Consider the following 15,122-nt stretch of genomic DNA (forward strand, 5'->3'; position numbering starts at 1 on the left):
GGTCAGCGCCCCTCCCCGCGGGTGCCTGCAGCGGCAGGCGGATCATCGATGCGCAGGCTGTGCAGCACCCTCTCGTCACCAGGGCTCACCACGTCGATGCGTGCGGCGGCGGCCACGTCGGTCGCCAGGCGACCGCTGATCGCATCGCCCAGTATCTGGGCACGTTGCCGTGCCAGTGACTGCTGGTCCGGTGCAGCCACGATCAGCAGGCGGCCACCGCCGCGCGCCGTGAGCGCCTGCGCGGCTTTGTCCAGCACGGTGGCGGTGCCCGCAGCAAGGCGCGCCGTGCCGCGTTCGAACAGCCCGTCACCCAGTTCAATCACCGCACCGCTGGCGTGCGCCGGTTGCACCGCGATCTCACCGGCAGGCATCACCACACCGAAGTCGAAGCGCACCGGCACCCCGGGCGTGATACGGCGAACCAGCGGATTGGGTGACGTGAAGCGTGCACCGGCCGGCACTGTGGACGGGTCCACCTTCAGGATGAAGTTGCGACCGCGTGCGCCGCCGCCCTGGATGCCGATCAGGTGATAGCGGCCGAACGCATCGGTCTCCATCAGCAGGCCTTCCACCGCCGCGACACGCACGCCGGGGATGCCGCGCTCGCCAGGCTCCTGGATGCCGTTGCCATTGCGGTCATCGAACACAGTGCCGACGATCAGGCTTTCATCCAGCAGTGGATCCGCCGTGATGTCCACGTCCGCCGATGCGATGTTGCCGATGCTGCGGTTCTGCCCGTCGATCGCGGTGATGCGGTTGGTGTGCAGCCCGGTGCCGGTGCCTGCACCCACGCGCAGGTAATACACCACCGTGGCACTTTCGCCGACCGCGATGTCGATGCCATCGATGCGCAACGGCTGCACGCCACTGGTGCGCGCGGCATTGTCCGCATCACGCACCGAGAAGCCGCCACTGACGAAGCTGAAGCCCGGTGGCAGCGTATCCAGCAGCGTTGCGCCGTTGGCATCCACGTCGCCCACGTTGTCGATGGTCACCGTGTAGCGCACCAGGTCGCCGATCTGCGCACTGCGCTTGGCCGCCGTCTTGGTCAGCCGCAGGGTGGCCTGTTGGCCGGCGACAGTAACCGCCACGTTGGCCTCTGCACACATCGGCGTGGGGATGGACACATCACACAGGCGATAGCGGAAGCTGTCGGTGCCGAAGAAACCGGCCGTTGGCGTATACGTGCAGTTGCCATTGCCGCACCACGCCGTCCCTGCGCTCGGCGCGACCACCATCTGCAGCGACGCCGGATCCAGCACGGCCGTGCGTGCGCTGTCATTGGCCATGACGTCGATCTCCATCGGGCTGCTGGTCTCAGTGGCGACTACGTCGTCAGCCAGCACCAGCACGTTCTGATCGACCATGACGTTCACCGTGGCATCCGCACACTGGCTCGCATCCGTCGCTTCGCAGACGCGGTAATCGAAGCTCTGCTGGCCGGCGAAGTTGGCCAGCACCGCGAAGCGGATGCGGGCCCGCGCCATCACCTCGGCGGTGCCGTACGGCGGCGGTGAGGTGATGCTCAGCACGACCGCGTCGGGGTCGATCGGCGTGCCGTCCATCCGATCGTTGCCCAGCACGTCGATCTCCACCACACCGTTCTGTGGCATCTCGATCAGATCATCCTGTGCAACCACGCGGTCGGTGCTGGCAACCACGGTGACACTGACCGTGCCGGTGTCGCAGACCGTGGGCTGGTTGACCAGGCAGATCGTGTAGGTGGTGCTGTAGCTGCCGGGCGACAGCCCCGCCGCCACGTTCAGGCCGCCGTCCGCGGTGAAGCTCAGCGCCGCCGTGGCCGCCGGTGCGAACGTGACCTGTGCGGGATCCAGAACCGCGCTGTTGAACGTGTCGTTGGCAAGCACGTTCACCAGGTTGGTCGCCCCCTGCCCCGCCGGCAGCGGGCCCGCCGTGTCGTCCACCGCCAGCAGCGCCCCCACCGGTCCCTGCACCAGCACGGTGATGATCGCCGTCGAGCAGTTGCCCGGCACACCGTTTTCGCACAACTGGTAACTCAACTGCACCTGGCCCGGCTGCACGCCCGGCGTCACCATCAGCTGGCCCTGGTTGTTCATCGTATAGCCCGGCGTGGCGCCGACCAGGGTGGCGGTGACACTGCCCACCGGCGGCGGCGCTGCGCCGTTCCAGGTGTCGTTCTCCAGGACCGAGCGGGCGATGGTGCCACCCACGGACGGATCCACCGGCGTGCTGCTGAAGTCATCGTTGACCGCCAGCACCACATTGCTGGCCACCGTCATGCTGACCGTCGCCGTCCCGCAGACCGTGCTGTGGGGTGCGGGCAGGCAGACCTGGTACGTAAAGCCAACCGTTCCGGAGGTGCCCGGCGGCGGGGTGTAGCTGAAGCTGCCATCGGCGTTGAACAACAGACCGGGCGGTGCGGCACCGACGAGGCTGAAGCTGGAGCCCGGCGGCACATTGTCGTTGTTGCCGACATTGCCGCTGGCGGTCTGCCCTGCGGCGGCAGACACGCTGTCGGCCGCCGGTGCGGGAACCAGCAGCAGCGACACCGTGGCCGAATCACAGTTGCCCGGCGCCGCGGCTTCGCACACCTGATAGGTCAACGTGACCGGACCGGACAAGGTACCGGTCGGGGTGGTGATCGTGCCGTCCGCCGCGATCACATAGCCCGCCGGTGCGCCCACCAGGCTCAGCACCACCGCAGCGGATGCCGGCGGGGTGGTCCCGTTGAGGGTGTCGTTGCCCAGTACGCTGGGGGTGCTGCTGCCCGGCGTCAACGGGGCGCCAGTGAAATCATCAGCCTGTGCGGACAGCGTGCCGGTATTGATGTTCAACGTCACCGCCGCGGTACCGCATACGGCGGCATTCGGTGCGGGCAGGCACACCTGGTAGGTGAAGCCGATCTGGCCGGTGGTACCTGCCGGCGGTGTGTAGGTGAAGCTGCCGTCGGCGTTGAACACCAGGCCCGGCGGCGTGGCGCCGGGAATCGAATACGTGGTGCCCGGCGGCATGCTGTCGTTGCTGCCGACGTTGCCACTGACCGGCTGGCCGGCCGGGGTCGATACCACGTCGGGCAGCGGCAACGGCGTCACCACCAGGCGGATGATCGCGCTGGCACAGTTGCCGGACGCAGCCGCCTCACAGACCTGATAGCTCAGCGTGGTGGCACCGGCGAGCGCGCCCACTGGCACGGTCACGGTGCCATCGGGGTTGATCACGAAGCCCGCAGGCGCACCCACCAGGCTCAGCTGCACGCTGGCCGGAGCCGGCGGCGTCACTCCGTTCAACGCGTCGTTGGCCAGCACGCTGGCGGTGACAGCGCCCGGCAGCAGTGGGCTGGCACTGAAGTCATCGTCCGCGGCCAGCAGGGTGCCGGTGTTGACGTTGATCGTCACCGTGGCGATGCCGCAGGTGGCCGCGTACGGTGCAGGCAGGCAGACCTGGTAACTCAAGCCGACCGGGCCACTGCTGCCAGTAGGCGGGGTGTAGCTGAAGCTGCCATCGCCATTCAGTACCAGCCCCGGCGGCGTGGCACCCACGATGCTGAAGCTGGAACCCGGCGGCACGTTGTCATTGCTGCCGACGTTGCCGGTGACCGGCTGGCCGGCCAGCGTGGACACCACGTCGGCCACCGGCACCGGGGTGAGCACCACTAGGACGTTGGCGGTCGCGCAGTTTGCCGGTGCGGCGGCTTCGCATACCCGATAGGTCAGCGACACCGCGCCGGACGGCGCGGCGAGCGGCGTGCCGATCGTGCCGTCCGCACTGATCACGTAGCCGGCCGGCGCGCCGACCAGGCTCAGCACCACGCTGCTGGCGGGCGGCGGGGTGACACCGTTCAGTGCATCGTTGAGCAGCACGCTGGGCGTGCTGCCGCCAGGCACGAGAGACGCGCTGCTGAAGTCGTCGTTACCGGCAACCACGGTGCCGACGCCGACCGTGATGGTCACCGTCGCCGTGCCGCAGACACTCCCGTTCGGCGCGGGCAGACAGACCTGATACGTGAAGCCGACCGGGCCCGTGGTGCCGGCTGGCGGTGTGTAGCTGTAACTGCCGTCGGCGTTGAGTGTCAGGCCGGCCGGCGGCGTGCCGACCACGCTGAACAGCGATCCAGCCGGCACGTTGTCGTTGCTGCCGACGTTGCCGCTGGTGGTCTGGCCTGCGGCCACCGAGACGCTGTCCCCTGCGGGTGCCGGGGTGAGCAGCAGCGACACCGTCGCGGTATCACAGTTGCTCGGCGCAGCCACCTCGCAGACCTGGTAGGTCAGGGTCACCAGCCCGGACACCGTGCCGCTCGGCGTGACCAGGGTGCCGTCCGGATTGATCGCATAACCGGCCGGCGCGCCGACCAGCGACAGCGTGACCGTAGCGGCCGCAGGCGGCGAGACGCCGTTCAAGGTGTCGTTGGCCAGCACACTGGCGGCGGTGGTCGCACCGGGCAGCAGCGGGGTGCCGCTGAAATCATCTGCCTGTGCCGCCAGCGCGCCGTTGTTGACGTTGAGGGTCACCGAGGCGGTGCCGCAGATGCTTGCGTTCGGTGCCGGCAGGCAGACCTGGTAGGTGAAGCTCACCGGACCGGTGGTGCCTGCGGGCGGCGTGAACGTGAAGCTGCCATCGACGTTGAGCTGCAGACCGGGCGGCGTGCCACCGATCACCGTGAACTGCGCGCCGACCGGCACGTTGTCATTGGTGCCGACGTTGCCCGCCACCGGCTGGCCCGCCGGCGTAGACAGCACGTCATCGACCGGCGCCGGACGCACCAGCAGCGTCACCAGGGCACTGTCGCAGTTACCGGGCGCAGCCGCTTCGCACAGCTGGTAGGTCAGCGTGACCGGGCCGGACAGCGTGCCACCGGGTACGCTGATGGTGCCATCGGCGTTGATCGCATAGCCGGCCGGCGCGCCGACCAGGCTCAGCAACACGGCACTTGCCGCCGGCGGGGTGGTGCCGTTGAGCGTGTCGTTGGCGAGCACGCTGGGGGTGCTTGCACCGGGCGTGACCGGGGTGGCGCTGAAATCATCCGCCAGCGCATCCAGTGCACCGTTGTTGACGTTGATCACCGCCGACGCAGTGCCGCATACCGAGCTGTTCGGCGCCGCCAGGCACACCTGGTAGTCAAACGTGACCGGACTGATGACACCGGCAGGCGGTGTATAGGTGAAGCTGCCATCGGCGTTGAACAGCAGGCCGGCGGGCGCCGTACCCACGACACTGAACAACGAGCCGGCGGGCACATTGTCATTGCTGCCGACGTTGCCGGTGGTTGCCTGCCCGGCCAGCGTGGAGACCACATCGGCGGCCGGCACCGGCGTCAGCAGCAGCGACACCGCCGCGGTGACGCAGTTGGTCGGCGCAGCGGACTCGCAGATCCGGTACGTCAGCGCGACAGGGCCCGAGGGCGTGGTAGCCGGAGTGGAGATCGTTCCGTCCGGGTTGATCACATAGCCGGCCGGCGCACCGACCAGGGACAGCACGACGCTCGCCGCAGACGGCGGCGTGGCGCCGTTCAATGCATCGTTGGCCAGCACGCTGGGCGTCGTGGCACCCGGCAGCAGCGGCGCACCGCTGAAGTCATCGTCGCCCGCCTGCAGCGAGCCCGTGCCCAGGGTGATGGTTACGCCTGCGGTGCCACACACCGTGGCGTTCGGTGCGGGCAGGCACACCTGGTAGCTGAAGCTGACCGGCCCGATGGTGCCCACCGGTGGCGTGTAGCTGAAGCTGCCGTCCGCGTTGAAGGACAGGCCAGCGGGCGCGGTGCCCTGCACGCTGAAGGAGGCGCCGACCGGCACGTTGTCGTTGCTGCCGACAGTGCCGGTGGCGGTCTGGCCTGCGGCAACCGACAGGGTATCGCCCACCGGAGCAGGTATCAGCACCAGCGACACCGTCGCCGTGTCGCAGTTGCCGGGTGCGGCGACTTCGCACAGCTGGTACGTCAATGTGACTGCACCGGACGCGGTGCCGGTGACGAGCGTGCCGTCGGCGTTGATCGCGTATCCGGCAGGCGCACCGAGCAGCGACAACGTCACCGTGCCGGGGGCAGGCGGCGTTGCACCGTTCAAGCTGTCGTTGGCCAGCACGCTGGCCGTGGTGGTCGCACCGGGCAGCAACGGGGTGCCGCTGAAATCATCGGCAACGGCCGACAAGGCGCCGTTGTTGACGTTGATCACCAGGATCGCGTTGCCGCAGACGGCCCCGTTGGGTGCCGGCAGGCACGCCTGGTAACTGATGCTGACCGGTCCGGTGGTGCCGGCCGGCGGACTGTAGCTGAAGCTGCCGTCGGGGTTGAACACCAGCCCCGCAGGCACACTGCCGGTGGCCGAGAACACTGCACCCACCGGCACGTTGTCGTTGCTGCCGACATTGCCCACCACCGGCTGGCCGGCGGGCGTGGATACCACATCATTGGCCGGATCCGGCGTGACCAGCAGGCTGATCTGCGCACTGTCACAGTTGCCGGGCGCTGCCGCTTCGCACAGCTGATAGGTCAAGGTGACCGGCCCGGACAACGTGCCTGCGGGCACGCCGACGGTGCCATCGGCATTGATGACATAGCCGGCCGGTGCGCCGACCAGACTCAGCAGCACCGAGGCAGCCGCAGGCGGCGTGACCCCGTTGAGCGTGTCGTTGGCGAGCACGCTGGGTGTACTCCCACCCGGCAGCACGGCCACGGCACTGAAGTCATCGGCCAGCGCATCCAACGCGCCGTTGTTGACATTGATGGTGACCGACGCGATACCGCAGGTGGTTGCGTTCGGTGCGGGCAGGCACACCTGGTAGCTGAAGCTGACCGGGCCGGTGATCCCTGCGGGCGGGGTGTAAGTGAAACTGCCATCGGTGTTGAACAGCAACCCCGTAGGCGGCGTGCCGAAAACGCTGAACAACGAGCCAGCGGGCGCGTTGTCGTTGTCGCCAACGCTGCCGCTCACAGCCTGGCCAGCCAACGTGGAGACGAGGTCGGCCACCGGCACGGGCGTCAGCAGCAGCGACGCGGTGGCCGTATCGCAGTTGGCCGGCGCGGCGGCTTCGCAGATCTGATAAGTCAGGGTAACGGCGCCGGCTGGCGTACCGCCCTGGGTGGCGATCGTGCCATCCGCATTGATCGCGTAACCGGCCGGTGCACCGACCAGGCTCAGCAGGACATCACTGGCCAGCGGCGGACTGACACCGTTCAACGCGTCGTTGGCCAGCACGCTGGCCGTGCTGCCGCCAGGCACCAGCGGCGTGCCGCTGAAGTCATCGTTCGCCGCCGCCAGCGTGCCTGTATTGACGTTGATGGTCACCGATGCAGTGCCGCACACCGCGGCATACGGCGCGGGCAGGCAGACCTGATAGGTGAAGCCGACCGGACTGACCACGCCCACCGGCGGTGTGTAGGTGTAGCTGCCATCGGCGTTGAACACCAGCCCGGCCGGCGTGATGCCGGTGACGCTGAACTGAGCGCCCGCCGGCACGTTGTCATTGCTGCCGACATTGCCGCTGGTGGACTGACCAGCAGCCACCGATACCGTATCGGCGGCAGGCGCAGGCGCGAGCACCAGCGTGACCAGGGCGGTGTCGCAGTTGGCCGGCGCGGCGGCTTCGCACAGCTGGTAGGTCAGGTTGACCGCACCGGATGTCGCGCCAACCGGTGTGCTGATGAAGCCGGCCGCATTGATCGCATAGCCGGCCGGCGCACCCACCAGGCTCAGGATCACCGTACCGGCCGCAGGCGGACTCACCCCGTTCAAGGTGTCGTTGACCAGCACGCTGGTGGAGGTGCTGGCACCGGGCAGCAACGCAGTGGCGGTGAAGTCGTCGACGGCGGCGTCCAGGGCCCCGTTGTTGACGTTGATGCTGACCGACGCAGTGCCACACACCGCACCGTTCGGCGCAGGCAGGCACACCCGGTAATCGAACGTGACCGGACTGGCCACGCCGGTCGGCGGATTGAAGAGGAAGCTGCCATCGGCGTTGAACACCAGTCCGGCCGGGGTGGCGCCTACCACGCTGAATACCGAGTCGGCGGGCACGTTGTCGTTGCTGCCGACACTGCCGGCCACGGCCTGCCCTGCCGACGTCGACACCAAATCGTTGGACGGCACCGGGGTCAGCAGCAGGCTGACATCGGCGCTGTCGCAGTTGGTCGGCGCCGCGGCTTCGCACACCTGGTAGGTCAAAGTCACCGGCCCGGACAGCGCGCCGCTGGGCACGCTGAGAGTGCCATCGGCGTTGATGGCATAGCCCGCCGGTGCGCCGACCAGGCTCAGCACGACCGATGCGGCCGCCGGTGGCGTGACCCCGTTGAGCGTGTCATTGGCCAGCACGCTCGGCGTGCTGCCACCGGGCAGGATCGCTGTGCCGCTGAAGTCGTCCGCCACTGCATCCAGCGCGCCGTTGTTGACATTGATCGTGACCGACGCGGTGCCGCATACGGTGCCGTTCGGCGCGGGCAAGCAGACTTGGTACGTGAAGCTCACCGGGCTGGCAACGCCGAGGGGTGGGGTATAGGTGAAGCTGCCATCGGCGTTGAACAGCAGGCCGTCCGGCGCAGTGCCCGGCACGGTGAACACGGCATTGGCCGGAACGGTGTCGTTGCCGCCGACGTTGCCGGTCACCGCCTGCCCGGCCAGCGTGGACACCACATCGGCCACCGGGGCCGGCACCACCACCACTGCGACGCTGGCGGTCTGGCAATTGCTCGGCGCGGCGGCTTCGCACAGCTCGTAGTCCAGGCTGACGGCACCAGACGGCGCGGCCAGCGTGATCGCTATCGTGCCGTCGGCGTTGATGGCGAAGCCCGCCGGCGCACCGATCAGGCGCAGGGTGACCTCGTTGGCCGGCGCGGGGCTGACGCCGTTCAAGGCATCGTTGGCCAGCACGCTGGCGGCGCTGGTAGCGCCCGGCAGCAACGGGGCGGCACTGAAGTCATCGTTGGCGGCCAGCAGCGCACCGCTGTTGATCGTCAGGGTCACCGTGGACGTGCCGCATACAGCGGAATCCGGTGCCGGCAGGCACACGCGGTAATCGAAGCTCACTGCGCCCGTCGTGCCGATCGGCGGTGCGTAGCTGAAGCTGCCATCGGCGTTGAACAGCAGACCGGCCGGGGCGGTGCCGACGACGCTGAAGACCGCGCCGGGCGGCACGTTGTCATTGCTGCCCGCGTTGCCCAGCACGGTCTGCCCGGCCAGCACGGTCAGAGCGTCGGGCGTGGGTACCGGGGTCAGCAGCAGGCCGACCTGTGCGGTGTCACAGTTGGTCGGCGCGGCGGCCTCGCACACCTGGTACGTCAGGTTCACCACACCGGATACCGCGCCGGTCGGCGTGCTGATCGTGCCGTTGGCGTTGATCGCGTAACCCGCCGGTGCACCGACCAGGCTCAGCACCACAGCGGCAGCCGCAGGCGGCGTGGCACCGTTAAAGGTGTCGTTGGCCAGCACGCTGGTGGCGGTGCTGTCACCGGGCAGCAGCGGGGTACCACGGAAGTCGTCGGCCACTGCCGACAGCGCGCCGTTGTTGACGTTGATCGTCACCGTGGCCGTGCCGCACACCGTTGCATCCGGCGCGACCAGGCACACCTGATAGTCGAAGGTGACCGGGCTCACCACGCCGACCGGCGGGGTGAAAGTGAAGCTGCCATCGGCATTGAACACCAGCCCGGCCGGGGCGGCGCCGACGACGGCATACGCTGCGCCAGCGGGCACGTTGTCGTTGCTGCCAACGGTGCCGCTGACGGCCTGGCCCACCGGCGTGGATACCACGTCATCCACCGGCTGCGGGGTCAGCAGCAGTGATACCTGGGCGGTATCGCAGTTGGTGGGGGCGGCGGCTTCGCACACCTGGTACGTCAACAGCACGCGGCCGCTGGCCGTACCGGCGGGAATCCCGATCGTGCCGTCGGCATTGATCACATAGCCGGCCGGCGCGCCGACCAGTGACAGCAGCACGTCAGCCGATGCGGGCGGGGTCACCGCGTTGAGCGTGTCATTGGCCAGCACGCTGCCGGTACTGCTGCCCGGCAGCAGCGCGCTGCCGCTGAAGTCGTCGTCCGATGCGGACAGCGCACCGTTGTTGACGTTGAGGGTGACCGTGGCGCCGGAGCACAGTGCGGCATCCGGTGCCGGCAGGCAGACCTGATAGCCGAACGTGACCGGGCTGACCACGCCGGTCGGCGGCGTGAACACGAAGCTGCCATCCGCATTGAACACCAGGCCAGCCGGACTGGCCGTGGTCAGCACGAACTGCGCGTTTGCTGGACTGTTGTCGTTGGCGCCCACGTTGCCGCTGACCGCCTGCCCGACCTGGGTCGATACCGCGTCGGCCACCGCCTGCGGCGACACAACCAAGCGGATGCTGGCGGTATCGCAGTTGGACGGCAACGCCGCTTCGCACAGCTGGTAGGTAACGATGAGCGCGCCGGCCGGCGTACCGGCCGCCACGGTCAGCACGCCGTCATTACCGATGCTGACACCGGCCGGGGCGGCAGGCAGCGTCACCACTACGCTGGCGGGGTCAAGCGGGCTGACACCGTCCAGGCTGTCGTTGACCAGCACCGAGGCGGTGTTGCCGCCCAGGGTGGGATTGATCGGCGTGGCGCTGAAGTCGTCATCCGCCGCTACCAGCGTGCCTGCATTGATGTTGATGCTGACGTTGGCGCTGGAACACAGCGTGGCGTACGGCGCCGGCAGGCACACTTCGTAACTGAAGGACACCGGGCTGGCCACGCCCACCGGCGGGGCATAGGTGAAGGTGCCATTGCCGTTGAACAGCAGCCCGTCCGGCGCGACGCCGGTCACGCGGAACTGCGAACCCGCCGGCGCGTTGTCATTGTCACCGACGCTTCCATTGAGCAATCGGCCGGCCTGCGTGGACAGCGCATCGTCGCTGGCTTGCGGCGTCACGACCACGGTGATCTGTGCACTGGCGCAGTTGGCCGGCGCAGCCGCTTCGCACAGTTGGTAGGTGAGAACGTTGACGCCGGCGGTGGCCGCTGCCGGCACCTGCAGCAGACCGTCGGTGGTCAGCGCGTAGCCGGCAGGCGCGCCGACCAGTTGCAGCGTCACCGAAGCGGCCGCCGGTGGCGATACGCCGTTCAAGCTGTCATTGGCGAGCACGCTCTGCGCGGTGTTGCCACCGGGCGGCAACGGCGTGGCAGTGAAGTCATCGCCCAGCGCAGCCAGGTTGCCGGCATTGACGCTGATCGTGGCCGACGCCGTGCTGCATCGGGTGCTGTCCGGCGCAGGCAGGCAGACCTGGTAATCGAAGTTCACCGCCCCGGTGAAGTTGACCGGCGGATTGAACAGGAAGCTGCCATCCGGGCTGAACGACAGGCCGGTGGGTTCGATGCCGGTGACGCTGTAGACCGAGCCGACCGGTGCGTTGTCATTGCTGCCGACCGTGCCCGCGAGCAGCTGCCCGACCGGAGTGGAGAACGCATCGGCCAGCGCCTCTGGCGACACCACCAGCGAGATCTGGGCGGTATCGCAGTTGCTGGGCAATGCGGCTTCGCACAGCTGGTAGGTGAGCGTCACGGCACCGGCCACCACACCGGCGGCGACGTTGACGGTGCCATCGGCGGCCAGCGTGTAACCGGCCGGCGCATTGAGCAGCGCAAGCTGCACGGCGCTGGACGCCGGCGGCGTTGCGGTGTCCAGGCTGTCGTTGACCAGCACGCTGGCGGTGCTGCCGCCCAGCGCAGGATCCACCGGTGTCGCGCGGAAGTCATCGTCGTTGGCGACCAGCGTGCCCGCGTTGACGTTCAGGGTGACTGTCGCGGTGGTGCAGACGGTGGTGTTGGGAGCAGGCAGGCAGGTCTGGTAGGCGAATGTCACGGCCCCCTGCGTGCCCGGCGGTGGTGTGTAGATGAAGCTGCCATCGGCATTGAACACCAGCCCTGCCGGTGCGGTGCCGCTGACTTCGTAGGCACTGCCGGCGGGAACGTTGTCGTTGGCGGCAACACTGTTGTTCAGCGCTATCCCCGCCTGGGTGCTGAAGTTGTCGTTGTTCGCAACCGGGCTCAACAGCAGCAGCACGTTGGCCGAGCTGCAGTTGGACGGCAGCGCGACTTCGCACACCTGGTACCCGAAGGTGACCTGGCCTGCCGCAGCGCCCCCGGGCACGGTGACGGTGCCGTTGCTGTTCACCACGTATCCGGCCGGCTCGCCCACCAGGGTCAGCTGCACTTCCGACGGATCCGGCGGAATCGCGCCGTTGTGGGTGTCATTGGCCAGCAGGCTGTTGGTTGTACCGCCGGTGTTGGCATCCAGGATCAACGAGCGGAAATCATCGTCGTTGGCCTGCAGCGTGCCGGCATTGACGTTGACGGTCACCGTTGCCGTCGCGCAGACCGTGGCCTGCGGTGCCGGCAGGCAGACCTGGTAATCGAACGTGGTCGGGCCGGTGAACAGTGCCGGCGGTGTGTACGTGAAGCTGCCATCGGCCGCGAACACCAGGCCTGCAGGCGCAGGGGCGACCACGCTGAACTGCGAGCCGGCCGGTGCATTGTCGTTGATCGCCACGTTGCCGCTGACGGGACGACCTGCATTGGTCGACAGCACGTCGTCCACCGCATCGGGCGTAATGAGCACCGTGATGGTGGCGGTATCGCAGTTGGTAGTGCCGGGCTCGCACACTTGGTAGGTGAGGTTGACGATGCCCGCTTGGGCGCCAGCCGGCACGCTCAGCTCGCCGGTAGGCTGCAGGGTGAACCCCACCGGTGCAGCACCGGTCAGCGCGAACGCCGCCTGTGCGGGCACCACCGGCGCGGCGTTGATGGTGTCGTTGGTCAGGACGCTGGCAGTCAGTCCGCCTGCCGCCGTCAGCGGCGTGCTTGAGAAGTCGTCATCGTTGGCGGCGATGGCGGCAGCCGTCACGACGAAGCTCGCCGTGGCAGTGGCACATATCGCGCTGTTGGGCGCGGGCAGGCACACCTGGTACTGGAAGCTGTCCGTACCGCTGTAGGCCGGCAATGCGGTGTAACTGAAGCTGCCATCGGGGGCCACTGTCGCGGTGCCGTCCGTCGGCCCGGACAGCAGGTTGTATACCGCGCCGGTTGCGGGGTTGTCGTTGCCGCTCAGCACGCCGGGGAATGCAACGCCGGCGGTGGCGCTGAAGTTCTCGCCCGCGGCCGACGGCGCCACCACAAGCTGCACGGTGGCCGTATCGCAATTGCTCGGCGTGGCCACTTCGCACAGTCGGTAGGTGAGCGTCTGTGCGCCAGCCGCTGCACCTGCCGCGACGACGATCTGGCCGGCTGCGTTCACGCTGTAGTCCGCTGGCGCGCCCTGCAGGTCCACCGTGACCTGTGCCGGCGCGACCCCCACACCGTTCAGCAGATCGTTGGCCAGCACGCTGGTCGTCGTGCCACCGCTGGCAGCCACCAGGACAGTGATCACGTCGTCCACCGCATCGATGGCATTCGCCGCGACCTGCACGTTGACCGTGGCGGTATCACACACCAACGCGTTCGGTGCGGGCAGGCAGATCTGGTAAACGAATTGGTCGGGACCGGTGTTGCCATTGCCGGGGGTGTAGGTGAATACACCGAAGGCATCCATCACCACCGTGCCGCGCGTCGGCGGCGTGGTCACCGTAAACGCAGAACCGGCCGCGACGTTGTCGTTGTCCGCCACGTTGCCGCTCACTGGCAGGCCGGCGCCCGGCGTGGCCACGCTGTCATCCACTGCATCCGGACTGATGATCAGGGAGACGTCGGCGGTATCGCAGTTGTTCGGTACGGCGGCTTCGCACAGGCGATACGTCAGCGTGGTGACGCCCGCAGCTGCCGTGGCCGGCACGGTGATTTCGCCGGTCGGCGCGATGCTGAAGCCCGCCGGCGGCGTGGCCAGCGTCAGTACGACCAGCGCCGGTGCAAAGGGGGCCCCGTTGAGCGTGTCGTTGCCCAGTACAGACGGGGTGGTGCCGCCCGCGCCGGCAGCGAACGGCGCGGGGAACGCATCGACGACGGCAAGCAGCTGGTTGGCATCCACCAGCACGCCGGCACCGGCGAAAGCGCAGACCGCCGCATCGGGTGCAGGCAGGCACACGCGGTATTCGAAGGACACGGGCGACAGGATTCCGCCCGTCGGGGCCAGGGTGAAGCTGCCATCCGCGTTGAACACCAGACCCGCCGGCAGTGCGCTCGTGGCGGTATACACCGCATTCGGCGGGGCATTGTCATTGGTGGCCACGGTACCGCTGAACGACGGCGTGCCGGATGCCACGTTGTAGCTGTCGGACAGCGTCGACGGGGCGACCACGAAGGTGGCGCTGGCGGTGGCGCAGTTGCTCGGCGATACCCGTTCGCAGATCTGGTAATCCAGCGACGTGCGGCCGGCAGGCGCGCCACCGGGCACGGTGATCCGGCCGTCGCTGTCGATGCTGAATCCTGTCGGCGCCGCCGGCAGCGTGACGATCAGGTCCGCTGCCACGACCGCCGCCCCTCCCAGGGTGTCGTTGACCAGCACGCTGGAGGTGGTGCCGCCGGTGCTGGCGATCACGCCGGGAAATACGTCGGCGACGGCCACGATCGCGGCCGGCTGCACACTGATCACCGGCGTGGTGGCGCTGTTGTCGCCCGGCGTTGGATCGGTGGTGCCCGGCGGCAGGATCAGCGAGGCGGTGTTCGCCGGCACGGTTGCCGGGGTGGCAGAAGGCGCCGTGCCACTGACCACCAGCGTCACCGCGTCGCCTACGCCGATGTTCACCTGCACGCTGATGCTGTTGCCGGTGCCGCTGGCGAGCGCGCATGACGAGGCCGGCGAGGCCGCCGTGCAGGTCCAGCTGACGTTGGTCAGCAGGACCGGCACCGCATCGACCACGGTCACGCCCAGCGCGCTGGACGGGCCCTGGTTGTTGACCTGGATCTGGTACTGCACCGGCGCGCCCGCGGTCACGCTGGTCGGGCCGAGGATGCTCTTCGACAGGCTCAGCTGCGCCTGCAGAGCAAGCACGTTGCTGTCGGTGGCGCTGTTGTTGCCCGGCACCAGATCGCCGATGTCGGCAGGCGGCGCCACGTTGGCGGTGTTGCTGAGCGGGCTCGGGTAGGACTGGGCGAACAACGTGGCCGGCAGCAGCATGGCGAGCAGGCACGCACCCCACCCTTTACGGGCAAGCGGTACGGCGCGTTGCATGCGGTGCTCGACTGCCTTGGACATGCCCTGTTC

The 15,122-nt window shown here is 68.5% G+C and carries 1 protein-coding gene; it reads right to left on the reverse strand.

Annotated elements, in window-relative coordinates; translation table 11 throughout:
* Nucleotides 1-2: 2 nt before the first annotated feature.
* Nucleotides 3-15,113, reverse strand: a complete 15,111-nt coding sequence (locus tag ABRP17_RS06560; RefSeq protein ID WP_349985460.1) for an Ig-like domain-containing protein — start codon at nucleotides 15,111-15,113, stop codon at nucleotides 3-5.
* Nucleotides 15,114-15,122: the final 9 nt, after the last annotated feature.

The organism is Stenotrophomonas sp. WHRI 8082 (assembly GCF_040223995.2).
In the GTDB taxonomy this organism is placed as follows: Bacteria; Pseudomonadota; Gammaproteobacteria; order Xanthomonadales; family Xanthomonadaceae; genus Stenotrophomonas.